At 68.5% G+C, this 24884-nt stretch carries 26 protein-coding genes and 1 tRNA gene; 15 read left to right on the top strand and 12 right to left on the bottom strand.

What is annotated here, in order from left to right:
* Positions 1 to 6: 6 nt before the first annotated feature.
* Positions 7 to 1020 (bottom strand): LCP family protein, encoded by a 1014-nt coding sequence (locus tag AB0C30_RS01460; protein WP_357938377.1) that lies wholly within the window; start codon positions 1018 to 1020, stop codon positions 7 to 9.
* A gap of 494 nt (positions 1021 to 1514) precedes the next feature.
* On the opposite strand from AB0C30_RS01460, the gene AB0C30_RS01455 reads away from it, so the two are divergent.
* Together AB0C30_RS01455 and AB0C30_RS01450 are read left to right on the top strand one after the other, a co-directional pair.
* Positions 1515 to 2861, top strand: a complete 1347-nt coding sequence (locus AB0C30_RS01455) for a hemolysin family protein (protein ID WP_357938375.1) — start codon at positions 1515 to 1517, stop codon at positions 2859 to 2861.
* Positions 2858 to 3874 (top strand): hemolysin family protein, encoded by a 1017-nt coding sequence (locus tag AB0C30_RS01450; protein WP_357938373.1) that lies wholly within the window; start codon positions 2858 to 2860, stop codon positions 3872 to 3874. Before AB0C30_RS01455 ends, AB0C30_RS01450 begins: the two co-directional genes overlap by 4 nt.
* Positions 3875 to 4313: 439 nt before the next feature.
* On the opposite strand, the gene AB0C30_RS01445 is transcribed toward AB0C30_RS01450, so the two are convergent.
* Positions 4314 to 4396 (bottom strand) — tRNA-Leu (locus AB0C30_RS01445).
* Between the two features lie 199 nt (positions 4397 to 4595).
* Between AB0C30_RS01445 and AB0C30_RS01440 the strand changes: the two genes are divergently transcribed.
* The 7 genes from AB0C30_RS01440 (at position 4596) to pknB (ending at position 13434) form a co-directional block, all read left to right on the top strand.
* Positions 4596 to 5336: a DUF3662 and FHA domain-containing protein gene (locus tag AB0C30_RS01440; RefSeq protein WP_214635378.1), complete on the top strand. Its 741-nt coding sequence runs from the start codon at positions 4596 to 4598 to the stop codon at positions 5334 to 5336.
* A gap of 17 nt (positions 5337 to 5353) precedes the next feature.
* The gene (locus AB0C30_RS01435; protein WP_214635377.1) at positions 5354 to 5824 is read left to right on the top strand and encodes an FHA domain-containing protein; all 471 of its coding nucleotides are present in this window, start codon (positions 5354 to 5356) and stop codon (positions 5822 to 5824) included.
* Positions 5821 to 7122 carry a Stp1/IreP family PP2C-type Ser/Thr phosphatase gene (locus AB0C30_RS01430; protein WP_357938371.1) on the top strand — a complete coding sequence of 434 codons (1302 nt, stop codon included), beginning with the start codon at positions 5821 to 5823 and terminating at the stop codon, positions 7120 to 7122. Before AB0C30_RS01435 ends, AB0C30_RS01430 begins: the two co-directional genes overlap by 4 nt.
* Positions 7123 to 8541 (top strand): FtsW/RodA/SpoVE family cell cycle protein, encoded by a 1419-nt coding sequence (locus AB0C30_RS01425; RefSeq protein WP_357938369.1) that lies wholly within the window; start codon positions 7123 to 7125, stop codon positions 8539 to 8541. It abuts the gene before it with no gap.
* Positions 8538 to 10001, top strand: a complete 1464-nt coding sequence (locus AB0C30_RS01420) for a penicillin-binding protein 2 (protein WP_357938367.1) — start codon at positions 8538 to 8540, stop codon at positions 9999 to 10001. The genes AB0C30_RS01425 and AB0C30_RS01420 overlap by 4 nt, the downstream gene beginning before the upstream one ends.
* 21 nt (positions 10002 to 10022) lie before the next feature.
* Positions 10023 to 11492, top strand: a complete 1470-nt coding sequence (locus AB0C30_RS01415; RefSeq protein WP_357938365.1) for a serine/threonine-protein kinase — start codon at positions 10023 to 10025, stop codon at positions 11490 to 11492.
* 82 nt (positions 11493 to 11574) lie between these two features.
* Positions 11575 to 13434, top strand: a complete 1860-nt coding sequence (gene pknB / locus AB0C30_RS01410) for a Stk1 family PASTA domain-containing Ser/Thr kinase (protein ID WP_357938363.1) — start codon at positions 11575 to 11577, stop codon at positions 13432 to 13434.
* 205 nt (positions 13435 to 13639) lie between these two features.
* On the opposite strand, the gene AB0C30_RS01405 is transcribed toward pknB, so the two are convergent.
* The 3 genes from AB0C30_RS01405 to AB0C30_RS01395 are packed head-to-tail and all read right to left on the bottom strand — an operon-like array spanning position 13640 to position 14992.
* Positions 13640 to 14212 carry a gamma-glutamyl-gamma-aminobutyrate hydrolase family protein gene (locus AB0C30_RS01405; RefSeq protein ID WP_357938361.1) on the bottom strand — a complete coding sequence of 191 codons (573 nt, stop codon included), beginning with the start codon at positions 14210 to 14212 and terminating at the stop codon, positions 13640 to 13642.
* The gene (locus AB0C30_RS01400; RefSeq protein ID WP_357938359.1) at positions 14209 to 14367 is read right to left on the bottom strand and encodes a hypothetical protein; all 159 of its coding nucleotides are present in this window, start codon (positions 14365 to 14367) and stop codon (positions 14209 to 14211) included. Before AB0C30_RS01400 ends, AB0C30_RS01405 begins: the two co-directional genes overlap by 4 nt.
* Position 14368: 1 nt before the next feature.
* Positions 14369 to 14992: a class E sortase gene (locus tag AB0C30_RS01395; protein WP_357938357.1), complete on the bottom strand. Its 624-nt coding sequence runs from the start codon at positions 14990 to 14992 to the stop codon at positions 14369 to 14371.
* A 159-nt stretch (positions 14993 to 15151) separates the two neighbouring features.
* Between AB0C30_RS01395 and AB0C30_RS01390 the strand changes: the two genes are divergently transcribed.
* Positions 15152 to 15397 carry a cell division protein CrgA gene (locus AB0C30_RS01390; RefSeq protein ID WP_357938355.1) on the top strand — a complete coding sequence of 82 codons (246 nt, stop codon included), beginning with the start codon at positions 15152 to 15154 and terminating at the stop codon, positions 15395 to 15397.
* 34 nt (positions 15398 to 15431) lie between these two features.
* Here the strand turns inward: AB0C30_RS01390 and AB0C30_RS01385 are convergent, their stop codons facing one another.
* A complete protein-coding gene (locus AB0C30_RS01385) occupies positions 15432 to 16301 on the bottom strand; it encodes a rhomboid family intramembrane serine protease (protein ID WP_357938353.1) in 870 nt (289 codons plus the stop codon).
* A 148-nt stretch (positions 16302 to 16449) separates the two neighbouring features.
* Complete coding sequence (locus AB0C30_RS01380; RefSeq protein ID WP_357938351.1) at positions 16450 to 16986, bottom strand: peptidylprolyl isomerase; 537 nt, start codon at positions 16984 to 16986, stop codon at positions 16450 to 16452.
* A 157-nt stretch (positions 16987 to 17143) separates the two neighbouring features.
* Between AB0C30_RS01380 and AB0C30_RS01375 the strand changes: the two genes are divergently transcribed.
* Together AB0C30_RS01375 and AB0C30_RS01370 are read left to right on the top strand one after the other, a co-directional pair.
* Positions 17144 to 17686, top strand: a complete 543-nt coding sequence (locus AB0C30_RS01375; RefSeq protein ID WP_357938349.1) for a YtxH domain-containing protein — start codon at positions 17144 to 17146, stop codon at positions 17684 to 17686.
* Positions 17687 to 17790: 104 nt separating this feature from the next.
* A complete protein-coding gene (locus tag AB0C30_RS01370) occupies positions 17791 to 18867 on the top strand; it encodes a hypothetical protein (protein ID WP_357938347.1) in 1077 nt (358 codons plus the stop codon).
* Between the two features lie 99 nt (positions 18868 to 18966).
* Here the strand turns inward: AB0C30_RS01370 and AB0C30_RS01365 are convergent, their stop codons facing one another.
* On the bottom strand, positions 18967 to 19407 hold the full coding sequence (locus tag AB0C30_RS01365) for a hypothetical protein (RefSeq protein ID WP_357938345.1): 441 nt from the start codon (positions 19405 to 19407) through the stop codon (positions 18967 to 18969).
* 123 nt (positions 19408 to 19530) lie between these two features.
* Here AB0C30_RS01365 and AB0C30_RS01360 point away from each other — a divergent pair, with 123 nt between their 5' ends.
* From AB0C30_RS01360 to AB0C30_RS01350, 3 genes are read left to right on the top strand one after another with little or no spacing between them, the layout of a single operon-like run.
* On the top strand, positions 19531 to 20202 hold the full coding sequence (locus AB0C30_RS01360; protein WP_357938343.1) for a response regulator transcription factor: 672 nt from the start codon (positions 19531 to 19533) through the stop codon (positions 20200 to 20202).
* Positions 20199 to 21713 carry an ATP-binding protein gene (locus AB0C30_RS01355; protein ID WP_357938341.1) on the top strand — a complete coding sequence of 505 codons (1515 nt, stop codon included), beginning with the start codon at positions 20199 to 20201 and terminating at the stop codon, positions 21711 to 21713. Before AB0C30_RS01360 ends, AB0C30_RS01355 begins: the two co-directional genes overlap by 4 nt.
* A 37-nt stretch (positions 21714 to 21750) precedes the next feature.
* On the top strand, positions 21751 to 22140 hold the full coding sequence (locus AB0C30_RS01350) for a Rieske (2Fe-2S) protein (RefSeq protein WP_357938339.1): 390 nt from the start codon (positions 21751 to 21753) through the stop codon (positions 22138 to 22140).
* A 102-nt stretch (positions 22141 to 22242) separates the two neighbouring features.
* Here the strand turns inward: AB0C30_RS01350 and AB0C30_RS01345 are convergent, their stop codons facing one another.
* The 4 genes from AB0C30_RS01345 to AB0C30_RS01330 all read right to left on the bottom strand — a co-directional run bounded on the left by AB0C30_RS01345 (position 22243) and on the right by AB0C30_RS01330 (position 24599).
* On the bottom strand, positions 22243 to 22635 hold the full coding sequence (locus AB0C30_RS01345; RefSeq protein ID WP_357938338.1) for a hypothetical protein: 393 nt from the start codon (positions 22633 to 22635) through the stop codon (positions 22243 to 22245).
* On the bottom strand, positions 22632 to 23009 hold the full coding sequence (locus tag AB0C30_RS01340) for an SgcJ/EcaC family oxidoreductase (RefSeq protein ID WP_357938336.1): 378 nt from the start codon (positions 23007 to 23009) through the stop codon (positions 22632 to 22634). Before AB0C30_RS01340 ends, AB0C30_RS01345 begins: the two co-directional genes overlap by 4 nt.
* Positions 23010 to 23120: 111 nt before the next feature.
* The gene (locus tag AB0C30_RS01335) at positions 23121 to 23720 is read right to left on the bottom strand and encodes a PadR family transcriptional regulator (protein ID WP_357938334.1); all 600 of its coding nucleotides are present in this window, start codon (positions 23718 to 23720) and stop codon (positions 23121 to 23123) included.
* 72 nt (positions 23721 to 23792) lie between these two features.
* Positions 23793 to 24599 (bottom strand): MBL fold metallo-hydrolase, encoded by an 807-nt coding sequence (locus AB0C30_RS01330; protein WP_357938332.1) that lies wholly within the window; start codon positions 24597 to 24599, stop codon positions 23793 to 23795.
* Positions 24600 to 24884: the final 285 nt, after the last annotated feature.

Genomic DNA, 24884 nt, shown 5'->3' with positions numbered 1-24884 from the left:
ACGGGATCAGCCGGCGTCGAGGATCTCCTTCGGCACCGGCTTGTCCTCCTTGATCGCGTTGAACAGGGCGGTGGCCTTCTCCCTGTCCCACTTGACCGCGCTGCCGCCGCCGGCGATCTCGTTGCCGCCGAACGGCACGACCGTGGTCACCGGGCTGTCGCCCATGGCCAGGCCCAGCGAGAGCATGTCGAACGCGCCCGTGCTCGAATCGACCGCCACCGCGTCGGTGGCGCTCATGGCCAGCGGGATCGAGGTGAACGGATTGATCAGCGTGCCGGGGCTGGCCGCCTTCTTCACGACCGCGCCGAGGAACTGGCGCTGGCGCTTGGTCCGCTCGAAGTCGGGCAGCGCGCCGCCCTTGCGGGTACGGACGTAGCCGAGCGCCTGGGCGCCGGTCAGCGTCTGGACGCCCTTCTTGAGCTTCAGCCCGGCCTTGGGGTCGTCGACTGCGGCGCGGACGTTGATCTCGACGCCGCCGACCGCGTCGACGATGTCCACGAACCCGGCGAAACCAATCTCCATGTAGTTGTCGATGCGCACCCCGGTGACGGACTCGATCGTCTGGGCGAGCAGCTTGGGGCCGCCGATGGCGTACGCGGCGTTGAGCTTGTTGCGGCCCTTGCCGGGGATGGTGACCGCCGAGTCGCGCGGCAGGCTGATGAGAGTCGGTTTGTCGCTGCCCGCCGGGATGTGCAGCAGCATCATCGAGTCGGTGCGCTGGCCGGCCGCCTTGCCGGTGGCGAGCTTCTTGCGGTCGGCTGCCGACAGGCCCTTGCGGCTGTCGGAGCCGACGAGCAGCCAATTGGTGCCCGGGGTGTCGGCGGGGTGACCCTCGCCGTCGAGCACGCCGGGGATCCCGGTCAGCCGAGAGTCGATCCAGAAGAACAGCCCCACTGCCGCCACGATCAGCAGTGCCACCACGGCGGCGACGATCTTCAGGATGGTCCGGCCCTTGATCCGCCTGCGCGGCGGCTTCGGCCCCGACGGGGCCGGCTCCGCCTTGGGCGTGAACGGCTTCATCGGGCTGCCGCCTGAGCGCTCGCGGCCGTACACGCGCGAACCACCGGCGCGCGGCGCGTCGGAGGGCGACTGGTTCGTCGGCGGCGCCTGTTGAGCCGGCGGAGGGACCTGCTGCGTCGACGGAATCCGATGCGCGGGGGCACCACCCGACCGCGGCCCGTCGCCGTTCCGACCCGGCAGCGGGCGACCATCGCCCGGCGAGCGCATGGCTCTCGTCCGGTCTTCCTCAGACACTTGGCCTCTTTCCCCTTCGGTTGTCATAGACGCTACGTCCAACCCCCCACCAGTGAAGACGTCTCGCCAAGGTTTTCCCACGGAAAAGTACGCAGAACTAGCGGAGCGTCACGTCGGAAACATTGCTGCCATCTGCATCGTTACGGTTTACGGACTTCCGCCATCGAAAGGATGATCGTGTCCGCCCCGGACCCTTGGAATATTCGCCCGTGCGGACGCACGGGATCCCCTGATCGCTCACCTCTTCGGAGCTCGTCCCGGTGAGCGCGTACCTCGGGCTCATCGCCCTCTTCCTGCTCACCGCCGCGACAGGTTACTTCGTCGCGCAGGAGTTCGCCTTCGTGGCCGCTGACCGGGGCCTCCTGCGCGAGCAGGCCGCCGCCGGCGACCAGGCCGCGGAGAAGGCCCTCCAGGTGACCTCCCGCCTCTCCTTCATGCTCTCCGGCGCGCAGCTCGGCATCACCGTCACCGCGCTGCTGGTCGGCTTCCTGGCCGAGCCCGCCATAGCGACGATCGTTCGTCCGTGGTTGACGGACACCGGCATGCCCGACGGCCTCATCACCGGCCTGTCCGTGGCCATCGGTGTGTTCGTCGCGACCATCGTCCAGATGGTCCTCGGCGAGTTGGCGCCCAAGAATCTCGGCATCGCCAGGCCGGAGGCCGTCGCCAAGTTCCTCGCCGGATCGACGCTGGTCTACCTGGCCGTGGTCGGCCCGGTGGTCCGCCTGTTCGATTCGGCGGCCACGGGACTGCTCAGGCGCATCGGCATCGAGCCCGTCGAGGAGGTGGAGCACGGCGCGACCCCCGAGGAGCTCTCGCGGATCATCGCCGAGTCCACCCTGGCGGGCGAGCTGCCGCCGCGGCTGTCGGAGCTGCTGGAGCGGGCGCTGGAGTTCGGCGACCGCAACGCGGAGGAGATCATGGTCCCGCGCCCGCGCGTGGTCGTGCTCCGCGACTCCCAGCCGATCTCCGACCTCGTGGAGGTCATACGCGAGTGCGGCCACTCCCGCTACCCGGTGCTCGGCGCCGACGGCGACGTGGTGGGTGTGACGGGCGTACGCGAGCTGATCACCTCCGGTCTCGAAGACGGCTCGATCATCGGCATCACCCGCCCCGCGGTGCTGGTGCCCGACTCGCTGCCGCTGCCGGCCGTACTGAACCAGATGCGCTCGGCCAAGGACGACTTGGTATGTGTGATCGACGAGTACGGCGACCTCGCCGGCGTCATCACCGTCGAGGACCTGGCGGAGGAGCTGGTCGGCGAGCTCATCGACGAGAACGACCCGGAGCCGGACGGCGCGGTCGCGCAGCCGGACGGTATCTGGGAGGTGCCGGGCCGCTTCAGGCTCGACGAGGTCGAGCGGGCCACCGGCGTCTCACTGCCCGAGAGCGACGACTACGACACGCTCGCCGGGCTGGTCCTCGCCAGGCTGGGGCGTATGCCGGAGCCCGGTGACACCGTGACCGTGCCCGTCATCCCGGAGACGGACCCGTTCGCCGAGGACGAACAGGAGCACCAGGCCGAACTCACCGTCCTGTCCCTCAACCGCCGCGTCCCCGAATGGGTACGGCTGGCACCGGTCCAGCACGCGGAGGCCGTCCGATGACGATGATCCTGATCAGCCTGGCCCTACTACTGCTGAACGCGCTGTTCGTGGCGGCCGAGTTCGCCTTCGTCTCCGCCAAGCGGCACCGCCTGGAGGAGATGGCCGCCAACGGCAACCGCCTGGTGCGGATCACCGCGAAGTCGGCGGTGGGCGGCGGCCGGCGACTGTCCCTGATGCTGGCCGGCGCCCAGCTCGGCATCACGCTCTGCACGCTGGGCCTGGGCCAGGTCACCGAGCCCGCGATCGAGCACTACCTGGAGCCGGTCTTCGCCGCAGTAGGCGTGCCCGAGTCGATGCGGATGCCGATCGCGCTGACCATCGCGCTGGCATTGGTGACGTTCCTGCACATGGTGGTGGGCGAGATGGCCCCCAAGTCCTGGGCGCTGACCCACCCCGAGCGGGCCGCCCTGCTGCTGACGCTGCCCTTCCGCGGCTTCACGTCGCTGATGAGCCCGCTTCTGTCGGCGCTCAACGGCCTGACCAACGTGATCCTGCGCCTGTTCGGCGTGGTCCCACGTGACGAACTGGCCACCACCAGAACCCCGCGCCAGCTCGCCATGCTTGTGGGCGAGTCGGGCCGGATGGGCCTCCTGGACAGAGAAGAGCATGACCTGCTCACCAGAGCCCTCCGCCTCCAGGCAGAAGGCATCGAGCGCCTCATGGTCCCCATCGACCAGGTGGTCACCGTGCCGGCGTCGGCCAACGCCACGCGCATCAAGCAGGCGGCGGCGGAGAGCGGCCACCTACGCCTCCTGGTGGGCGCTCCAGGGGACGTACAGGGCGTGCTGCATGCCCGAGACGCCCTGATCAATCCCAACCGCGCAGCGGGCGACCTGGCCCGCCCGGTCCCCCGCCTGCCCTGCGTCACCCAGGTCCCCGAGGCGGTGACCGCACTCCAGGAGGCCCACGCCCACCTGGCGCTGGTCACGGGCCAGGGCGGCACGGTCATCGGAATGGTCAGCCTGACCGACCTGGTGGGCGAACTCCTCGACACCCGAGCAATGGCCGCCTAACCCCACAAGTGTGGGCAATAACACACGCCCGGCCGGAAAGCCATCCGAAAGCGATCTGCAACCGGCCGGGCCTACCGTTCCCAACGCGGGCCCACAAGGTTCCCAAAAACAGGAGTCCCCGCCCCTTGCGATCCGGCCCCTCTTTCGCCACTGTGGGTCTGCCGCGTACACAAGGATTCAAGCCAGCAACTGGCCGATGAGAGCACTACAGGCATTAACGCAAGGAACCGCCCGAAGAGCACCACCAGCGGGTTAAGGCAAGGAACCGGCCGGTGAACAACCACCAGCGGGTTAAGGCGAGGAACCGGCCGGTGAACAACCACCAGCGGGTTTCCTGCTGGGGGTCCGGGGGTCGCCCCCCGGTGTAAACGACGAGGGGACCCGAGGGAAGCAAGCCCCCCGGAGGGGGGCTGGCGACCATAGGGTCCCCGTCAACGAGTGGGCGAGGAGGGATTTGAACCCTCACGTCCTTTCGGACACACGGACCTGAACCGTGCGCGTCTGCCGTTCCGCCACCCGCCCTTGTGGGTGCGGAGAAACAGTAGCACGGAACAGCCGCTGGTACTGAACCCGGATACGATCGCATAAGACACGGGAGCGGAGGAGCTGGGCGCGACAGCCGACGAGCGCCGGGACCACCCGCGACGTGGGAGGAGCGGAGGCCAGGCGCGGTGCGCGTTTGGTGGCCGCGATCATATGCACGGAGGAAGGGAGGTACCCGGTGGGAGTCCTTCAGCGCTTCGAGCGAAGGCTCGAAGGCTTGGTTGAGGGGGCCTTTGCGCGGGCGTTCAAATCTGACCTTCAGCCGGTCGAGGTCGCCAGCGCGGTTCAGCGGGAGATGGATGAGCGTGCGGCGATCGTCGCTCAAGGTCGGACGCTCGTGCCCAACGACTTCGTGGTTGAACTGTCCACGACCGACAGCGAGCGGCTTGAGGTCTATGCCGACAGCATCAGCCACGAGCTGGCCAACCTCGCCAGGGAGTACGCCAAAGAACAGGGCTACTCCTTCGTGGGACCGGTCCGGGTTCGTTTCGAAACCGCCGCCGACCTGGCAGTGGGGTTGTTCCGCATCAGGTCGGGAGTCATCCGCGGCGCGACGGTGGAGCAGGACGAAATTCGCCAGCCGGCGAGTGATCTGCCACCATCCAGGCCCAACGCGTTCAACGGGCGGCCCCGGCTGCTCGTGTCCACTCAGGACGATCCGCAGGGCGACCGCTCCTACGAGCTCACCACTCCGGTGACCTTGCTGGGCAGGGGCACCGACTGCGATCTTCGTCTCGTCGACCCCGGCGTCTCTCGCCACCACGCGGAGTTGCGCGTCGAGGGTCAGCTAGTCGCCCTAGTCGATCTCGGATCGACGAACGGCACGTTCGTCAATGGCCAGCCGGTACGCAGAGTCGAGCTCCAGAACGGCACGCGAGTGACCCTGGGGCGTACGACACTGGTGTTCCGGCGCGATTAGGGGTAGACAGACGGTCCATGTCCGAGCTCACGCTGCTGCTGATCCGGCTCGCCTTCCTGGCTGTGCTGTGGTTCTTCGTCATTGCCGCAGTCGGCGTGATCCGGACAGACTTGTTCGGATCACGTACGGCCCCCGCGGGCCCACGCAAGGGCATCAAGCCCACCAAACCGGCGGCCAAGCCGAAGAATAAGAAGGGCGAGCCACGCCAGCTCGTTGTGACGGGTGGCCCGCTGCAAGGCACCACCATTAATCTCACGGAGACGCCCATCACCATTGGCCGGGCGAACGACGCCACGCTGGTAGTCACCGACGACTACGCTTCCAGCCGGCATGCCCGGCTCTTCCCTCAGGACGGTCAGTGGATCGTGGAAGATCTCGGTTCGACCAACGGCACATATCTCGACCGCTCAAAAGTCACCCGCCCGACCCCGGTGCCGCTCGGTGTTCCGATCCGCGTCGGCAAGACAGTCATTGAATTGCGCAAATGACCATCGCACTCCGCTACGCCGCCCGCTCGGACGTCGGCCTCCTCCGCGAAGGAAACGAGGACTCGGCGTACGCAAGCGGCCGTCTGCTAGCCGTCGCAGACGGTATGGGCGGACACGCACACGGTGAGGTGGCGAGTTCTGTCGCCATCGCCGCAATGGCCTCTCTCGACGAGGCCCAACAGGGTGGTGACCTGCTCAACGCCATCGAGGCAGCGGTACGCGACGCCAACCGCAAGCTGCACGAGATGGTGGGCCGGGATCCCAGCCTCAAGGGCATGGGCACCACGCTGACCGCCATGCTCTGGAACGGCACCTCGGTGGCCCTGGTGCACGTCGGCGACTCGCGCGCCTACCTGCTCAGACGCGGGGAGCTATACCAGATCACCCACGACCACACGCTGGTGCAGCAGTTGGTCGACGACGGGCGCATCACGCCTGAGGAGGCCGCGACGCACCCGCAGCGCTCGATCCTGCTGCGGGCACTCGACGGGAGCGGCGAGGTCGATCCCGACCTCACGTTGCGCGAGGCGCAGGTGGGCGACCGTTATCTCCTCTGCTCCGACGGCCTGTCCGGAGTGGTGAGCGCGGAGACCCTGCATGCCACGCTGACCAACATCGACGACCCGGAAGAGGTCGTGCGTCAGCTGATCGACCTGGCCAACCGGGGTGGTGGGCCCGACAACATCACCTGCGTCCTGGCCGACGTGCTGGAGCTCGCCGAGGGGCAGCAGGCGCCCACCACCGAGTCGGCGACCGTCGGGGCGGCGGGCATGACGCGCCTGCGGCTCGAAGCGCACGACACCTCGCCGGGCCGGCCGGGCGCGGTGACCGCGCCCCAGCCGGTGCTCACCGACGACGACTTCGACGAGCCGGGCCCGCAGGCGGCCCGGCGGCCGGTCAAGCGGCGCCGGGCGTGGCCCATGCTGGTCTCGGTCCTGGGTGTGGCCGTCGTCGCCATTGGCGCCGGCGGCTATTTCGGCTGGCAGTGGACCCAGGACCAGTTCTTCGTCGGGGCCAAGGGCGACGAGGTGGTCGTGTTCCGGGGCATCCGTCAGGAGGTGGGGCCGTTCCAGTTCTTCTCGGTAGCCCAGCACACCGGCAAGCCGCTCTCCCAGCTCTCCGAGCCCGACCAGGCGCTGATCAAGGGCGGCATCGAGGTCAAGACCCTGGCGGAAGGCATGACGAGAATCAACGGTTTCAAGGCCACCGCGGAGCCGACTGACCAGAAGGCCGCCACCCCGACCGCGACCGCCTCGCCCTCCGCGAGCGCGACGAAGACGAAGGCGAAACCGCAGTAGATGAGTGAAGTGGCGGAAGCCCCCGTCCTCATGCCGGCCAAGCGGCGTGGGGCCCAGCTGGCCATGCTCGCGTTCGCGGTCGTGATCGTCATGGGCGCCTATGCCAATGTCGGGCTGGCGCTCGACGGCGCGATCCCCTCGGGCATGCTGACGTACGGCCTGGGGCTGGGCGGTCTGATGCTGGCCGCCTACCTCGTCCTGGCCAAGTTCGCGCCCTGGGCCGATCCCCTGATCCTGCCGCTGGTGACCCTGATCAACGGCCTCGGCCTGGTCACGATCTACCGCCTCGAGGCCTCCGGGATGCGCGGCGCGTCCACCGCCAACCAGATCATGTGGACCGGTCTCGGCGTCGTCATGTTCTCGATCACCCTGATCGTGCTGCGCGACCACCGCGTGCTCCAACGGCTGACCTACACCGCGGGCGCCGTCGGCCTGGTCCTGCTCGCCATCCCCGCGATGCTGCCCGGCAGCCTCAGCGAGGTGCAGGGCGCCAAGATCTGGATCCGCATCGGCGGCTTCTCCATCCAGCCCGGCGAGTTCGCCAAGCTGGCGCTGGTCGTCTTCTTCGCCGGTTACCTGGTGGCCAAGCGCGACGTGCTGGCCCTGGCCGGGCGGCGGCTGCTCTTCATCGACCTGCCCAGGGCCAGGGACCTCGGCCCGATCCTCGTCACCTGGGGTTTCAGCCTGCTGGTGCTGGTCTTCGAGAAGGACCTCGGCACCTCGCTGCTGATATTCGGCACGTTCATCGCGATGCTCTACATCGCGACCCAGCGCACGTCGTGGGTGCTGATCGGCATCCTGCTCTTCGTCGGCGGCGCCTTCCTCGCCGGGCAGGTCTTCGACCACGTGGGCGCCCGATTCGACGTCTGGCTCGACCCCGCCAACAAGGTCTACTACGGCAACGCCGACATCTGCCAGCAGGATCCTCCGGGCGACCCGATGTGCGGCAAGAGCTACCAGACCATGCAGGGCCTGTTCGGGTTCGGCGCGGGCGGCATCCTGGGCACCGGCTTCGGCCAGGGACACCCGTACCTGATCCCGCTGGCGTTCTCCGACTTCATCTTCGCGGCGACCGGCGAGGAGCTGGGCCTGACCGGGCTGATGGCGCTGCTCATGATGTACGCCCTGCTGGTCCAGCGCGGCCTGCGCACCTCGCTCGCGGCCCGCGACCCGTTCTCCAAGCTCCTGGCGGGCGGCCTGTCGTTCATCCTGGCCTGGCAGGTCTTCATCATCGTCGGCGGCGTGACGAACCTCATCCCCCTGACCGGTCTGGTCACCCCGTTCATGTCCCAGGGTGGCTCGGCGTTGCTGGCTAACTGGATCCTTATCGCACTATTGGTACGCATGTCAGACTCGGCACGGCGACCTCCGCCCCAGGCGATCCAGAACGAGGGAATGACGCAGGTGTTCCAGCGATGAACGGCACTCTGAAGCGTGCGGCCGTGGCCTGCCTGGCCATGTTCGCACTTCTGATGATCAACGTGAACTACGTGCAGGCCGTAAAAGCGGAGCAATACAGCGCAGACTCCCGTAACCAGCGCAACTACTACGCGCGCTACGCCGTGGAGCGGGGTCGCATCACCGCCGGTGGCAAGGTAATCCTGGCGCAGTCGGTGGAGAAGAAGGACGGCGACTTCCGCTTCCTCAGGGAATACCCCGACGGCAAGCTCTACGCGCACATCACCGGCTTCTTCTCGCCGGAGAGCGAGTCCAACATCGAGCGGTCCGAGAACAAACTGCTCGATGGCTCCAGCCCCGACCTGCTACTGCGCCGGAGCATCGACCTGTTCACCGGTGAGCCCACCAGGGGCGCCAACGTCGACGTGACGATCAACCCCAAGGCCCAGCGGGCGGCCTACGACGCGCTGCGCGAGAGCGGCAAGCGCGGCGCGGTCGTCGCGCTCGACCCGAAGACCGGGGCGATCCTGGCGATGGTGTCGCTGCCCACCTACGACCCGACCGAGCTGTCGGGCACCAACAAGGGCGAGGTGTTCCCCCTCTACGACAAGTTGGCCAAGGACAAGGGCCAGCCGCTGCTCAACCGCAACATCGACCGCACCTACCCGCCCGGCTCCACGTTCAAGGTGGTGACCGCGGCGGCCTACCTCGAAGACGACTCCAGCCGCGGCCCCCAGACGGTCGTGGACGCCCCGCAGCGCCTCCCGCTTCCCGGCACCAACATCAGCCTGCCCAACTACGGCGGCGCGGCCTGCGGGGCCGGGAAGGTCCCGCTGGTCTACGCACTGGAGAAGTCCTGCAACACGCCGTTCGGCCAGATCGGCATGGACCTCGGCTACGACAAGATGCAGCAGCAGGCGGAGAAGTTCGGCATGGGGACCCAGATCGGCATTCCGATGTCGGTGGCCCAGAGCTCCTTCGGCCCCAAGGAGGACAAGGCGGCCATCGCCATGTCCTCCATCGGCCAGCGCAGCAACCAGATGACGCCGCTGCAGATGGCCATGATCGCCGCGGGCATCGCCAACGACGGCAAGGTCATGAAGCCGTACCTGGTCAACAAGATCACTGACTCGAAGGGCGACTCGGTCGAGGACGCCAAGCCCGAGGAGCTGTCGGAGGCGGTCAGCTCCGAGACGGCGGGCAAGCTGCGCGAGATGATGGTCAGCGTCGTCAACAACGGCACCGCCAACCTGGCGCAGATCCCCGGCGTCGACGTGGCGGGCAAGACCGGCACCGCCGAGACGTCCGACGGTCAGCCGCCGCACGCCTGGTTCATCAGCTTCGCGCCGGCCAACGACCCGAAGGTCGCGGTCGCGATCATCGTCGAGTCGGGCGCGGCCAACGTCGGCGCCGAGGCGACGGGCGGCCACACCGCCGCGCCGATCGGCAAAGCCGTGATGGAGGCGGTGCTGAACAAGTGATGACCGCTACTCTGCTGGATCATGCGGCTCGGTAACCGCTACCTCTTGCTCTCCCGCATCGCCTCGGGCGGTATGGGGGATGTCTGGCGTGCTCGTGACGAGCTGCTCGGCCGTGAGGTCGCGGTCAAGGTGCTGCGCAGCCACATCCAGGACGACCAGTCCTTCCGCGGCCGCTTCCGCAACGAGGCCAGGATCACGGCCGCCCTGGCCGACCCCGGCATCGCGCAGATCTTCGACTACGGCGAGCAGCGCGACCTCGCCTACCTGGTGATGGAGCTGGTGCACGGCGAGCCGCTGTCCGCCATCCTGACCCGCAACGGCTCGCTCATGCCCGAAGTGGCGCTCGACGTCGTGCACCAGACGGCCAAGGCGCTGCACGCCGCCCACTCGGCGGGGGTCATCCACCGCGACATCAAGCCCGGCAACCTGCTCGTCACGCCCGAGGGCACCATCAAGGTGACCGACTTCGGCATCGCCCGCGCCATGGAGTCGGCTCCGGTGACGCTGACGGGCACCGTGCTCGGTACGGCCCAATATGTCAGCCCGGAGCAGGCGCAGGGGCTGCCTCTCACCCCGTCGACCGACCTCTACTCGCTGGGCGTGGTGGCCTACGAGTGCCTGTCGGGGCGCACGCCGTTCCAGGCCGAAGGGCCGGTGGCGATCGCGCTCATGCACCTCAACGACCCGCCGCCACCGCTCGGCGTCGACGTGCCCGCCGCGGTGCGCGAGCTGGTCATGGTGCTGCTGTCCAAGGATCCGCGGCAGCGGCCCGCGTCGGCCATGGAGGTCGCCGACCGCTCCCAGCGGCTGCGCCAGTCGCTGGCCGCCAACAAGTCGGGTGCCGAGCTCAGCATGCTCACCGATCCGGCGGGCTTCCGCGTACGCCAGCAGGAGGAAGGCGTCCGGGGCCGGCAGCGGCAAGAGGGCTTCCAGGAGTGGCGGCAGCACGAGGGCCTTCGGGGGCGGCCGGATGAGGGGTCTGTCACCGACGACCTCGCCACGCCGACGGCCACGACGCTGCGCTCGCCGTCCCCCGGCTCGATCACCGGGCGGCCCGGTGCGGCGCCCGCTCCACCCCGCCGCCGCAGGGGCAGGCTGACGCTGGCGCTGTTCGCCAGCGCGGGCTGCGCCGCCGCCGTCGGGCTCAGCGCCTTCACTTTCATGGACCGCGACGCGGTGTCCGGCCCGCCCAGCATCGCCGACCCGTCGGAGTCGGTGAGCGTGACCCCGGTATGGAAGCCGTCCAAGGCCAAGACTCACACTCGACGACCTCCCGTCGTTACGGTGAAGTCGAAGAGGCCGGTACCCTCACGGTCGGCTACGGTAAGCGTGACGGCAATTCCAACCAGGAAGCCAACCCCCAAGTCCACCCCGACAACCCGTACCCCGACTCCCACACCGACGCCCAGGCCCACCACTACACCGACAACTCCGACACCAAGTGCTTCGCCTGACCCGGGTGTCACAAACCCGCCGAAGGAGGAGACGTGATGCGCCACGGGGTCGATGATGGACACCGGCGGCCCGCGAGCAGGCCGGTACCCAAGATGAACGGTAAGGGACAGTGCAGGAAATGACTCAGCCTCGGCGACTCGGAGGTCGTTACGAGCTCGACGGCGTCGTCGGGCGCGGCGGCATGGCCGAGGTCTATCGCGCCCGAGACATCCGGCTGGACCGCGTAGTCGCGATCAAGACCCTCCGCTCTGACTTGGCGCGCGATCACACCTTCCAGGCGCGTTTCCGCCGTGAGGCGCAGTCCGCGGCTTCGCTGAACCACCCGGCGGTCGTCGCGGTCTACGACACCGGCGAAGACGTCAGCGAGGGCGCCCCGGTGCCCTACATCGTGATGGAGTACGTCGACGGCAGGACGCTGCGCGACCTGCTGCGGGCCGACCGGCGGCTGTTGCCGGAGCGGGCGGCGGAGCTGGTCGACGGCATCCTGCGGGCGCTGGACTACAGCCACCGCGGCGGCATCGTCCACCGCGACATCAAACCGGCCAACGTCATGATCACCCGCAACGGCGACGTCAAGGTGATGGACTTCGGCATCGCCCGCGCGATGGCCGACTCGGCCGCGACGATGACGCAGACGGCGCAGGTGATAGGGACCGCCCAATACCTGTCGCCCGAGCAGGCGCGCGGTGAGCGGGTCGACGCCCGCAGCGACATCTACTCCACCGGGTGCGTGTTCTACGAGCTGCTCACCGGCCAGCCGCCGTTCACCGGCGACTCCCCGGTGGCGATCGCCTACCAGCACGTACGCGAGGAACCCATCCCGCCGTCGCAGATCGACCCCGAGATCCCCGCGTGGTGCGACGCGATCGTGCTGAAGGCCATGGCCAAGGACCCGGCGCATCGCTACCAGAACGCGGGCGAGATGCGGGCCGACATCCAGCGGGCGATGTCCGGCATGCCGGTCGACGCCCAGACGATGGCGATGACCAGCAACTACGGCGCGGGCACCCGCATGATGACGGCGACCCAGGCCGCCACCGGCCCGGCCACTCAGGGCACCCGCGCGGTGCCCCCCTACGAGTACGACGAGGGCGGGCACGGCGGCCGGGGCGGCCGGCGGCGCGCCAACAGCGGCGGCGGCAACACCGCGCTCAAGACCGCGGCCTGGATCGTCATCCCGCTCCTGATCATCGGCGCGTTCATCGGCATCGGTTACGTGGTGTTCAGCAGCGGCGGCGACAAGCCCACGGGCGAGATCAAGGTCCCCTCGCTCGCCGCGCAGCGACTGCAGGCCGCCACGACCCAGCTCGAAACTTTGGGGCTGAAGGCCGAGGTGGTGAAGGAGGCCAGCGCCGAGTACGACAAGGACACCGTGATCAGGACCGAGCCCGGCGCAGGCACCAACGTGGCGAAGGACTCCACGGTCAAGCTGGTCGTGTCCAAGGGCCCGCCGAAGGTGAAGGTTCCCGACGGGCTGATCGGCGCCACGACCGCGGAGGCCAACGACATCCTCGAGAAGGTCGGGCTGACCGGCACGGTCAAGACCAAGGTCTCCAGCAAGCCGCAGGGCAAGGTCATCGAGACCGATCCCAAGGCCGGCGAGGAGGTCGAGAAGGACGGCACCGTCACGCTTTACGTGCCCAAGGAGCAGACCGCCATCCCGAGCGTGATCGGCCTGACCCAGGCGGACGCCACCAAGACGCTCAGAGGGGCGGGCTTCAAGGTCAAGGCGGTCCCGCAGGCAAGTGACGACCAGCCTCAGGGCACGGTCATCCAGCAGAACCCCGAAGCGGGCACACCGCAGAACCCCAACACCACCGTGACGATCGTGGTCTCCACGGGTCCGGAGCAGCAGCCGACGGAGCAGCCACAGCCGACGGACCAACCGACGGACCAGCCACAGCCGACCGACTCGCCCACGGACGACACGCAGCCGACCGACGACTCACCGATCGACGACGACAGCATCCAAGGCTGACCCGCGAGGCGTTGAGCAGAGCTTGGCGACGGAGCCGCCCTCCCACACCGGGAGGGCGGCTCCGGAACGTCAGGCACGTAAAAGAGGGCCGCCTTCCCACACCGGGGGGCGGCCCTGGCACGTCGGACACGTAAAAGAGCGTCCCCGCCGCTCGGGGGCGACGGCGGGGACGCTCATCTGTCTGTCGTCCGGCGGCGGTCGAGTGTTACACGATCCCGCGCAGCCAGTTGCCGAGCAGCCGGTGCCCGTGCTCCGACAGCACGGACTCGGGATGGAACTGGATGCCCTCGATGGGCGCCGTGCGGTGCCGCAGCCCCATGATGACGCCGTCCTCGGTATGGGCGGTCACGTCGAGCTCGGCGGGTACCGTGTCGGGCCGTACGGCCAGCGAGTGGTAGCGGGTCATCCGCACCGGCGAGGGGATCCCGGCGAACACCCCGAGCCCGTCGTGCGACACCGCGCTGGTCCGCCCGTGTACGAGCTCAGGCGCCCGCGACACGGTGGCACCGTAGGCCAGGCCGATCGCCTGGTGCCCGAGGCAGACGCCGAGCAGCGGCAGGCCGCGCAGGGCCGCGTGGCGCACCAGGGGGACGCTCACGCCCGCCGCCTCCGGTGTGCCGGGCCCCGGGCTCACCAGGACGCCGTCGAAGCCGTCGGCGTCGCTCACGCGCACGTCGTCGCGCGGGCGCACGTCACACGCGGCGCCCAGCTCACGCAGATATTGGACGATGGTGTGGACGAAGCTGTCGTGGTTGTCCACGACCAGCACGCGGGTCATTTCCGTACGGTCACCTCGTCGAGCGTCACCGCGGGTTCGAGAAGCGGGAACACGGCATACCAGAGTACGACGCCCGCCACGGCGACCAGCGCGGTGGCCGCCAGCAGCTTGGTGCCCGTGCCGCCGGGCAGCCTGTCCCAGAGCCATCCGTACATGTCATTCCATCCTGAGCTCGGTCTTCTTCAGCACGCCGAACACGATGAGCCGCTGGGCGGCGGAGTATTCGGGGTGGCAGGTCGACAGCGTGATGTAGGCCCTGATGGGCTTGGTGTCGGGCTTGCCGGGCACCGAGGCGATCACGTCGACCTCGTCGGGGTACACGACGTCCTGCGAGGTCACCCGGTAGGTGTAGCGGGCCTCGGGGGCGTCGACGATGATCTCGTCGCCGCGCTGGAGCTCGTCGATCCGGTTGAACGGCGCCAGGTACGTGGTCCGGTGACCCGATACGACGAAATTTCCGATCTGTCCGGGGAGGGCGGTGCCGGGGTAGTGGCCCGGGCCCTTCTTCAGGTGCTCCGCGTCCACGCCCTCGACCACGGCGTAGTGGTAGTCGCGCCCGAGCCTCGGGATGCGCAGCATGGCCACGGCCCGGCCCAGCTCGATCTTCCGGAGCTTGGCCGGCTCCGGGCGCGCGTGTTCCTCCACCAGCTCCTGCTGCAGTTGCAACTGCATGCGCTGGGTATAGACGCCCGTCCCCCACAGCAGGTAGGCGCAGAACAACAACAGGATCAGGCCCGCGGTGATGCTCGATTCCCCCGCGGCCCGCAGCACGGCCCTCACTCACTCAGCGTAAGCGCGGCCCATCCGGAGGCCGGGGATCGCCATCTCGTGCGCGTGGCGACTATCCTGGGCACGCTTCCACTACGCTCAAAGCAATTACGCTCAAAACTAATAGCCTGTGGACAACCCGGATGCCCAGGCGCCCAGCAGGAGTTTCCAGTGCCCAAGTCCAAGGCTCGCAAGAAGGCGGTCTACACGCCGCCGCAGAAGTCCCAGCAGGTCACGGTCAGCCCGCGCTGGCTGGCTCCCACGATGGTGGTGTCGTGGATCCTCGGCATCCTGTGGATCGCCGTCTACTACGTGGCGCCCAGCGCACCCTTCATCGGCGATCTCCACAACTGGAATCTGCTGATCGGGTTCGTCTTCATCATCTTCGGGGTCGTGCTCTCCACCCGCTGGCGTTAGTTTTTTTCCACAGTTTTTCCACACCCTGGGGAAGTCAGCCCACGCCGCCCAGGAGGGCCGAGGATCTGACGGCCACGAGCACGACCAGGATGGCCAGCGCTCCCACGACCGTCAGCACTTGCCAGAGGGTCCTGTTGCTCTTGGGAGCGTAGGCCAGGGCCCCGGCAAGGGCCGATCCCGTGATCAGGCCGCCGATGTGGCCGGTCCAGCTGATGCCGGAGACCAGGAAGGTTATCGCCAGGTTGATCGCGATCAGCACGGCGATGCCGCGTACGTCCATGTTCAGCTTGCGCCCCACCACGAACACGGCGCCGAACAGCCCGAAGATGGCTCCTGACGCCCCGACCGTGTACTGGCCGAGCGGGTCGAGCCAGTAGCCGAGCACCGAGCCGCCCAGCGCGCTGACCAGGTAGACGGCCAGGTAGCGGGTGTGCCCGAAGGCCCGCTCCAGGTAGGGGCCGATGACGTAGAGCGCCCAGCAGTTGAACAGGATGTGGAACGGCCCGTCGTGCACGAACGCCGACGTGAGCAGCCGATAGTACTCATGCCCGGCGACGACGTTGTACGGCCGCATGGCCAGCTGTTCGGTGACTGCGTTGCCCGTCAGATATTGGGCGCCGAAGACGAGCACGTTGAGCGCCAGGGTCACCCAGGTGACGTATGGCGTGGTGACCAGGGCGCCGCCGAACGTCGACCGCGCCTGGCGTACCCCTCGATTGCCCTCGCTCACGCACTCGGGGCACTGGAAGCCCACGGCGGCGTCGCGCATGCAGTCGGGGCAGATGGGACGCTCGCAACGCTGGCAGCGGACCCAAGTCTCTTTGTTGGGGTGCCGGTAGCACGTCGGCACGGTCTCCGCAGGCTGCTCGGGCTGCGGGGGCGGGCTGGGCGGCTGGCTGGTCATGACCGCAGCCTATGGCCTGCGCGGCATCACCGCGCTGGCGTGTTCAGCCCGCCCCGTGCGCCTTGGGCGGCCTTGGACGGTTCGCCGGGGTCAGCCCAGGATGTGTGCCTAGGTCAATCCTGGGTGGTACCTGGTCAGCCCACGTAGGTCAGCCCTGGACGCGGTCGATCGTGACCGACTCCAGGACCACCGCGTCGATCGGCTTGTCGCGCTGGCCGGTCGGCGTCTTGGCGATCGCGTCGACGACGTCCTGGCCCTCGATCACCTCGCCGAAGATGGTGTGCTTGCCGTTGAGGTGCGGCGTGGGCACGACCGTGACGAAGAACTGCGAGCCGTTGGTGCCCTTGCCGAACCGGATGCCGGCGTTGGCCATGGCCAGGAGGTAAGGGCGGTTGAAGTAGAGATCCGGGTGGATCTCGTCGTCGAAGTCGTAGCCCGGGCCGCCGATGCCCTCGCCCAGCGGGTCACCACCCTGGATCATGAAGCCGGGGATCACCCGATGGAAGATCGTGCCGTCGTAGTAACGGCCGGTGCTCGTCTCCCCGGTGCCCGGGTGGGTCCACTCACGGCCGCCTTCGGCGAGCTCGACGAAGTTGCGGACCGTCTTGGGAGCCTTGTTGGGGAAGAGTTCTATCTTGATATTTCCGCGATTTGTCTGCAGGTTTGCGATCAGCTTCTCGGCCACGAGACAGCTGCCCCCCTCTATGTACAAGGTTGGTTTTGTGGATTTTGATGACCACGGTCGTTAGGCCGCAAAAGCCATCCTGCCACGGACGCCATGATTGAGCCGCTTCGCTACGGGAAGGTCAGGCTCGGGGCCCCATCAAGCAGGGGAGGTTGTTGTGTCCCTGACACTGAAAAATCGCCGCGTGGTCATCGTAGTCCCAACCACGTGGATGGGCCGTATGAAGGCCCGGGCCATGAGAACTGGCCGGCAAATGACGCCGATGGCGGATCAGGCCAAGGTGATGGCGGATCAAGCCAAGGTGATGGCGGATCAGGCCAAGGTGGTCGCCGCGCATCGCATCGAGGACGCCCGCTACTGGGCGGCCCCGAGGCTGGAAGAGGCCGCGCATCGGGTCGAGGATGAGCTCGCCCCCAAGGTCAGCGCCATGCTGATCAACGCCGCCGAGCGGATCGACCCGACCCCGCGAAGGTCGCGGGGGATGCCAGTGATGATCCTTCTGACCGGTATCGCTGTGGGCGCGCTCGGTTATCTGTTCTACCGGCGTAACGCCCGGCAGTGGACCGAGCACATGAAGGACTCGGCCTCGGACGCGTCGCAGTGGGCCGGCGACAAGGCGGACAAGACCGCGGACACCACCGAGAGGATGGCGTCCGAGATGTCCGACAAGGCGGATGAGGCATCGCGCAAGATGACGTGATCCGCGCGAAAGCGCGCCCCCCACTCGATCGAGCGGGGGGCGCGCTTCGCGTTTCCGCCCATAGGCGTTGACGCCTACACCAAGCGCTTGCTACAACCGGCGGCATGGCGCTGTCCCCGCTCGACGACTACCCCATCCACCAGGCGGCTCAGGTCATGCGGCACGTGGCGACCTCGGACCGCAATTTCTACGACCGCTACTACTTCAACTGCCACCCCGGCACCGACGAGCTCATGCTGATCGTCGGCGCCGGCCAGTACCCCAACCTGGGCGTCACCGACGCCTTCGCCTGCGTCCGCTACGGGAACCTGCACCGGGTCGTCCGCGCCTCACGCGAGCTCGGCACCGACCGGATGAACACCGAGATCGGCCCGTTCCAGGTGAAGGTCATCGAAGGGCTCAAACGGCTCCAGATCATCCTGGAGCCCAACGAGCATGGCCTGTCCTTCGACCTCACCTGGGAGGGCACGATCCCGGCGACGCTCGAGCCACGGCACTTCGTCCGCTGGCAGGAGCGGGTCATCTTCGACTCCGTACGGCTGGCGCAGACCGGGGCCTGGTCCGGCCACATCCGCATCGGGGACGACGAGATATCCGTCACCCCTGACCGATGGCAGGGCACCCGCGACCGGTCCTGGGGCATCAGGCCCGTCGGCGAGCCCGAGCCGCCGGGCATCCAGGCGAAGAACGCGGGGAGCTTCTACTGGCTGTACACGCCCATGCGGTTCGACGACCACGCGATCCTCTGCATCATCCAGGAGGACGAGAAGGGCCGCCGCGTCCTGGAGGAGGCCACCAGGGTCTGGTCCGACGGGCGCGAGGAGGAGTATCTGGGCCGGCCCGAGTACCACCCCGTCTACGCGCCCGGGACCCGGGACGTCGTCGAGGCCACGATCACCTTCTCACCTCCCGGCGGCAAGGCGTTCGACGTGCGTTGCACCCCTGTGCTGCCGGTCCACCTCATGGTCGGCACCGGTTACGGCCTGGAGCCGGACTGGAAGCACGGGATGTACCAGGGCGCGGAGCCGGTCGTGCAAGGCGTGACCTACACGCTGCCCGACGACGCGTCCAAAATGTGGGGGATGGTCGACGCCGTGGGGCGCTTCGAGTACGACGGGCTCGTGGGTCACGGCCTGTTCGAGTACTGGGCCTTGGGGCCGCACCCGTCGCTCCCGGAGTGAGTGAACGCCCCCGTGGACGCGCACCCGTCAGGTTCGAGTGAGCGCGCCCGCCGTACACCCCCGGTGCTACGGCGGGCGCGGCCCTCACTTAATCGGCCCTCACTTAATCGGCTCGCACTTGACGGCGACCGTCTTGGCGATCTTGGTCGGTAGGCTGCCGTCCTCCGTCGGCCGGGCGATGCCTGTCTTCCCGGCGTCGTCGGCCGGCTCGCCGCCTTCGGCGGTGAACCCCTCAGCGGGCTTGGCCGGGAGCGCCTTCGTGACCGCCCCCTCCGGGAGCGACTCGATCTCGATCGTCTGGTCGTCCCGGAGGCGCAGGGCCACACCGCCCTCAGGCGCCTTCTCGCCCGGCTTGGCGGCGAGGTCCCCAAGGGTGCGCGCCCGCTCGGCGAACGCGATGGTCTTGCCGTCGCTCGTCGTACACGTCACCTTGACACCCGGGACGGCCGACGGAGCCTCGTCGGCCATCGCGGATCCGCCCAGGCCCGTGAGCACGAGCACGCCCACCGCGCCGAGGACCGCGAGACGTCGCTTGAACATGGAATCTCCTTGCTGGAAACGATCGGACGCCCCGAGCCTGGCCCGCCGTACCTGAAGTGATCCTGAAGGCGCCCTAAATGATCTTCAGGTTGGCTTTAGGTTGGGTGCGGGACCCTGTTCGGTGTGCGAGTGCTACTGGTGGAGGACGAGCAGCGGCTGGCCGATCTGGTCAAGGGCGGCCTGGCGGGTGAGGGGTTCGCCGTCGACGTGGCCTATGACGGGCGCGACGGGCTCTGGATGGCCTCGGAGAACACGTACGACGTGATCGTGCTCGACGTGATGCTGCCCAGGCTGAACGGCTACACCGTGTGCTCCCGGCTGCGCGAGGCCGGCAACTGGACGCCGATCATGATGCTCACCGCCAAGGACGGCATCTACGACGAGGCCGAGGCGCTCGACACGGGCGCCGACGACTATCTGGCCAAGCCGTTCTCGTACGTGGTGCTGCTGGCCAGGCTGCGCGCTCTCGTACGGAGGGGCGGGCACGAGCGGCCGGTGACGATCACGGTCGGGGACCTGGTCGTGGACCCGGCCGGGCTGCGCTGCCGCCGGGGGGAGGTGCAGATCGCGCTGACGCCGAAGGAGTTCGCGGTGCTCCACGGGCTGGCGCGGCGGGCCGGCGAGGTGGTCTCCAAGAGCGAGCTGCTGGCGCAGGCCTGGGACTTCTCCTACGACGGCGATCCGAACATCGTTGAGGTGTACATCAGCGCGCTGCGCCGCAAGATCGACCAACCGTTCGGCAGGACGACCTTGGTGACGGTGCGCGGCGCCGGGTACCGGCTGGAGGCGGCATGACCTGGTGGCGCGGACACCTGACCTTGGGACGGCTGCCCGTGGGGATGGCGTCCGTACGGCTGCGCGCGACCGCGGCGGCGACACTGGTGGTGGCCGTGGCGCTGGGGCTGGCGGCGGTCGTGCTGGTGCTGGCGCTGCGGGGCAGCCTGCAGAGCAGCGCGGGCGCGGAGGCGGCCAGGAAGGCCGTGGCCGCGGCTCCGTACGCGGAGACCGTCGACCTGACCACCCTGCTCAGCCGGCCCACGACTGCCCAGACGCCCGCCTCCGGCGCGCCGGCCGCAACTGGACGGGCGCGCACCTCCAGCAGCCCGTCGGCGGGAGAGCCGCCCACAGCAGGAAAGGCGCGCCCCTCCAGTGACGCACCGACCATCAGCGGGCTGACACGTACCTCCAGTGACGCGCCCACGACGGGGCCGACCGCGGGCGCACGGGCGCGCCTCGCCGATGACCTAGTGGGCGGGTTGGTGGTTCAGCCGGCGCTCGCGCTGCGGATCGCCGATCCAGACGTCATGCTCACGACAGTGGGGGCCCCGGCGGCGACGAGCTGGGCGCAGGGCAGTGAGTTCGCGGTCGCGCGCATGCCCGTGTCGACGGCCGGCGGATCGGCGGAGATCTGGGCCAGGGCCTCGCTCGTCAGTGCCGACGAGGCGCTGGAGACGCTCAACCGCGCCCTCCTGCCGGGCGTGCCCGCGCTGCTGCTCGTGGTGGCGGGCATGACCTGGTTCTCGGTCGGCCGCACGCTCGCCCCGGTCGCGGCCATCAGGGCCAAGGTGGCCGACATCACGGCCCGCGACCTGCACCAGCGGGTGCCCGTGCCCAGCTCGGGCGACGAGATCGCCGCCCTGGCGACGACCGTGAACGGCACGCTCGACCGGCTGGAGACGGCCGTCGAGACGCACAAACGGTTCGTCGCGGACGCTGCGCACGAGCTGCGCAGCCCCATCGCCACCCTGCGGGCCCGGCTGGAGCTGGCCGAGCCGAGCGAGCTGACCGCCGAGGCGCTCGCCGACGTGGAGCGCCTCCAGTCGCTGGCCGCCGACCTGCTCCTGCTGGCCAAGCTCGACGCGGGTGAGCCGCTGCGTACGAGCGACCTCGACCTCGGCCAGGTGGCGGCGGAGGAGTCGCTGCGCATCAAGCGGCGGCCCGAGCTGCGGATGGAGCTGGACGTCGAGCCCGACGTCGTCTTCCAGGGCTCGCGGGCGCACCTGGCCCGCCTGGTGACCAACCTGGTCGACAACGCGGTACGGCACGCCACGGCGGTCGTACGGGTGCGAGTACGCCAGGAGGGCGGTCAGGCCGTGCTTCAGGTGCTCGACGACGGGCCGGGGATTCCGGTGGGGCAGCGTGAGGCGGTGTTCGACCGGTTCACCAGGCTGGACGAGGCGCGGGCCAGGGATGTCGGCGGGGCCGGGCTCGGGTTGCCGATCGCGCGGGACATCGCGCTGCTGCACGGCGGCACGCTGCTGGCCGAAGAAGGTGGATTTATCGCGAGATTTCCCCTGAACCACTAGCCACTTCTCATCGTGTGGTTAGTTGAAGGAGGCAATCATGCTCACACGCCGTGCACTGATCACCCGAGGTGGCGCCGCAGCGGGCGCAGCAGGAGCCGTTTTCCTGTGGGCGCGACCCGCCGAGGCCGAAGAGGAGGCCGCCGGTCCGGTCCTGGCCAGCGCCAAGAGCATCCCGGTCGGCAAAGGCAAGATCGTTAGTGGCAAGTACGTGATCACCCACTCGAAGAAGGGCGTCTTCAAGTGCTTCAGCGCCATCTGCACCCATCAGGGCTGCACGGTGGCGAGCGTAAGCGGGGGCAAGATCCACTGTCCGTGCCACGGCAGCCAGTTCAGCGCCCTGACGGGTGCGGTGGTGCAAGGTCCGGCCAAGCGTCCGCTCGCCAAGAAGAAGATCAAGCTGGTGAAGGGCAAGATCAGGCTGGCGTGATCGGCAGCGAGTACATCGTGGCGCGCTGACAGATCTCGAACCCGGCTCGGATGTAGACGCCGGCGGCTCCCGTGGGGTGGTCGGCGTCTACGCTCAGCGAGCTTAAGTGAGGTGCACGGAGCACCCCAAGTCCCCTCCTATCTGAGCAAGCCCCTCGGCGAACCCCTCGCGTGTGGCCTCGTCGAAGCCCATGAAGAACCGGTTCGCCAGCGGTACGGCCCACCGCATCCGCTCGGCGATGTTGTACACCCGATGGACGATGAGCGTGCCCTGGGGGTGCCCGGTCAGCGACCATTCGGCCCGGTACCACCAGCCGCCTTGGTAGGCGATCGAACGGTCGGTGACCTCGACGGTCATGGTGTGACCCGGGTGGTATTCGACGGTGAACCGGCCCCCGCGGTCGATCAGCGGGTCGCGGTTGATCAGCGCCTCGCGTACCCGCTCAGGTGGCGCCTCGACCACCCCGGACACCTCGACGAGCAGGGACTTCCTCATGGCGTGCGCACCCGGGTGTTCTGGAACGAGGCGAAGCGCCAGCCGCCGGGCGTGCTGACGGCGGTGAAGGTGACGATCGAGTCGCGGCTCGGGTCGGGCCGCCCGTCGACGGTCGAGCCGCCACCGGAGATCACCAGCGCGACGCCGTCGCCCAGCGGCTTGACGATGGGCTCGCCGCCGCCTCCGGTCAGCTTGATCGGGCTCTGGAAGAGCTGCCGGTGGGCGACCTCGATGGCCTCCCGGCCCTGAAGGTGCAGGCCGAAGAAGGTGATGTAGTCGGCGTCCTCGGTGAACAGCGCGGCGTAGGCCGCCGCGTCGCCGGAGTTCCAGGCCGCGGTGAGCCTGGCGAGGAGGTCTCTGATCTCAGTGGACATGGCACTGCTCCTGTTGTCGCGGCGCCTATCCTGAGACTGCGAGTCCTGGACAGGGCAGGCGCCTTGTTCGGATTTCCGGCCGCTGGGGTGTTGGCGCACCCCGGCGGCCACTCAACTTTCCAGCACTTGCACCATCAGCGACTGCTTGACCGTGCCCGACCAGTCGAGCTCGCCCTTGTCCAGCCGGTCGAGCACGCTGCGCAACCAGGCCAGCTCGGCCGTGTAGAGGGCCTGCTCGCACTCCATCTCGAGCATGAGGATCTCCGGCAGGCCGCTCTCCGCCATCGCCCGCCGGTGCGCCTCGATGCCGCTGATCGTCCCCTCGATGGAGGCCGTACGCGTGCGCAGCGCCCGCTTGGCGTCGGGCACCTGCAACGCGCCGATCAGGGAGACGGCGGCCACCAGCGTGCGCCGGTCGGCATCCGGCTGCTCCAGCATCCTGCGCAGCCTCGTCGCCAGCTCTTGGCGGCCCTCCTCGGTGATCTCGTAGACCGTCCGCTCGGGCCGGCGGCCTTCGCGGTCGGTCTTCGTCGGCACGATCAGCTCGTCCTTCGCCAGCCGTTCGACCGCGTGGTAGAGGCTGCGCGGCAGGCCGGTCACGTAGTCCTTGTGCGTGTCGACGATGAAGCGGTGCAGCTCGTAGGGGTGGCTGGCACGTACCGAGAGCATGGCGAGCACGGTCAGCCCGACCAGGTCGTGGCGTCGTGCCATGATGCCTCCTTCTATATTGCAATACGCACTATAGAAAACGACAGTACGGCTGTCCAGCCTCGTGCGCGACGGTCAGGCCAGTTGGCTGTCGAGCTGCAGGAAGGCCCGTTCGATGGCCTGCCTGGCGACGTCCTCGGGGTAGGGGAACTGGGTGATCAGGTCACGCAGGCCCTCCACGTGCGCCCGCGCGGCGAGCTCCGCCACGGCGACCAGTTCGGCCTGCTGGGCGATGGCGAAGGCGCGATCGACCACCGCGCCGTGTCCCGGCACGATCACCCGCTCGGGCAGCTCGGTCAGCATCGCGGCCACCGTGGCGGGCCAGTCGAGCGGGTAGGAGTCGCCGAAGGCCGGCGGGGCACCCTCTTCGATCAGGTCACCGGCGAACACCACCCCGGCATCGGGTACGTGCGCCACGATGTCGTTGCTGCTGTGGCCGAGGCCGAAGTGATTCAGGTGCACGAGCCGGCCGCCGATGTCGAGCGTGGCCGTCGAGGTGAACGTGTGGTCGGGCGCCACGATCTCCACCTCTTCCAGCTCCGCCCGCCGGTCTTCGGGCAGGCGCTCGATCCACTTGGCCCGCTGCTGCTCGCCGTACAGCTCGATCTCCTCGGCGCACCTGGAGTGACCCCAGATCTCGCCCGGCAGGAACAGCGCGTTGCCGAAGTAGTGGTCGAAGTGAGAGTGGGTGTTGACGACCGTCCACGGGCTGGTGGTGACCCGTTTGATCGCCTCGATCAGGTCGGCGGCCTCCTGGTGGGACACGCGGGTGTCGAGCACCAGGCAGTGGCCATCACCGACGATCAGGCCGACGTTCATGTCGAAGGACTCATGGCGCCGGACATAGACCCGGTCGCCGATTTCCCGCCACTGCTCGTTCATCGCTCGATCCTGAATCTCCCGTGGGACCCTGCCAGAACTCTACTTACGATCGCAACAGGCCATATGCGTTTCAGGTCGTGATCTACACCGAAGATCCGCACTGGCCCAGGGGATAGGACGGCCGCGCGTGGCGGGCCGTCGAACGGGGAACGCTTTGTTACGACACGTGCTCGACCGATGACATAGGGCAATCAGCCGGAGCGTCAGGAACGCGTCGTGGGCGGGAGCGGCTGACCGGACAGCCGGTGTCCTCAATGCTCATCTCCCTGGCATCGGCGGGTTGCT

Origin of the sequence: Nonomuraea sp. NPDC048901, assembly GCF_040649695.1 — a bacterium.
Taxonomy (GTDB): domain Bacteria; phylum Actinomycetota; class Actinomycetes; order Streptosporangiales; family Streptosporangiaceae; genus Nonomuraea.
The sequence above is the reverse complement of the archived record's forward strand: the minus strand, read 5'-3'. Positions and strand labels throughout refer to the sequence as shown.

Excerpts from the sequence above, each read along its gene's own strand:
- AB0C30_RS01460 (WP_357938377.1), bottom strand. The coding sequence starts at position 1,020 with ATGAAGCCGTTCACGCCCAAGGCGGAGCCGGCCCCGTCGGGGCCGAAG.
- AB0C30_RS01450 (WP_357938373.1), top strand. The coding sequence starts at position 2,858 with ATGACGATGATCCTGATCAGCCTGGCCCTACTACTGCTGAACGCGCTG.
- AB0C30_RS01435 (WP_214635377.1), top strand. The coding sequence starts at position 5,354 with ATGTCCGAGCTCACGCTGCTGCTGATCCGGCTCGCCTTCCTGGCTGTG.
- AB0C30_RS01430 (WP_357938371.1), top strand. The coding sequence starts at position 5,821 with ATGACCATCGCACTCCGCTACGCCGCCCGCTCGGACGTCGGCCTCCTC.
- AB0C30_RS01425 (WP_357938369.1), top strand. The coding sequence starts at position 7,123 with ATGAGTGAAGTGGCGGAAGCCCCCGTCCTCATGCCGGCCAAGCGGCGT.
- AB0C30_RS01420 (WP_357938367.1), top strand. The coding sequence starts at position 8,538 with ATGAACGGCACTCTGAAGCGTGCGGCCGTGGCCTGCCTGGCCATGTTC.
- AB0C30_RS01415 (WP_357938365.1), top strand. The coding sequence starts at position 10,023 with ATGCGGCTCGGTAACCGCTACCTCTTGCTCTCCCGCATCGCCTCGGGC.
- pknB (WP_357938363.1), top strand. The coding sequence starts at position 11,575 with ATGACTCAGCCTCGGCGACTCGGAGGTCGTTACGAGCTCGACGGCGTC.
- AB0C30_RS01405 (WP_357938361.1), bottom strand. The coding sequence starts at position 14,212 with ATGACCCGCGTGCTGGTCGTGGACAACCACGACAGCTTCGTCCACACC.
- AB0C30_RS01400 (WP_357938359.1), bottom strand. The coding sequence starts at position 14,367 with ATGTACGGATGGCTCTGGGACAGGCTGCCCGGCGGCACGGGCACCAAG.
- AB0C30_RS01385 (WP_357938353.1), bottom strand. The coding sequence starts at position 16,301 with ATGACCAGCCAGCCGCCCAGCCCGCCCCCGCAGCCCGAGCAGCCTGCG.
- AB0C30_RS01370 (WP_357938347.1), top strand. The coding sequence starts at position 17,791 with ATGGCGCTGTCCCCGCTCGACGACTACCCCATCCACCAGGCGGCTCAG.
- AB0C30_RS01365 (WP_357938345.1), bottom strand. The coding sequence starts at position 19,407 with ATGTTCAAGCGACGTCTCGCGGTCCTCGGCGCGGTGGGCGTGCTCGTG.
- AB0C30_RS01355 (WP_357938341.1), top strand. The coding sequence starts at position 20,199 with ATGACCTGGTGGCGCGGACACCTGACCTTGGGACGGCTGCCCGTGGGG.
- AB0C30_RS01350 (WP_357938339.1), top strand. The coding sequence starts at position 21,751 with ATGCTCACACGCCGTGCACTGATCACCCGAGGTGGCGCCGCAGCGGGC.
- AB0C30_RS01345 (WP_357938338.1), bottom strand. The coding sequence starts at position 22,635 with ATGAGGAAGTCCCTGCTCGTCGAGGTGTCCGGGGTGGTCGAGGCGCCA.
- AB0C30_RS01340 (WP_357938336.1), bottom strand. The coding sequence starts at position 23,009 with ATGTCCACTGAGATCAGAGACCTCCTCGCCAGGCTCACCGCGGCCTGG.
- AB0C30_RS01335 (WP_357938334.1), bottom strand. The coding sequence starts at position 23,720 with ATGGCACGACGCCACGACCTGGTCGGGCTGACCGTGCTCGCCATGCTC.
- AB0C30_RS01330 (WP_357938332.1), bottom strand. The coding sequence starts at position 24,599 with ATGAACGAGCAGTGGCGGGAAATCGGCGACCGGGTCTATGTCCGGCGC.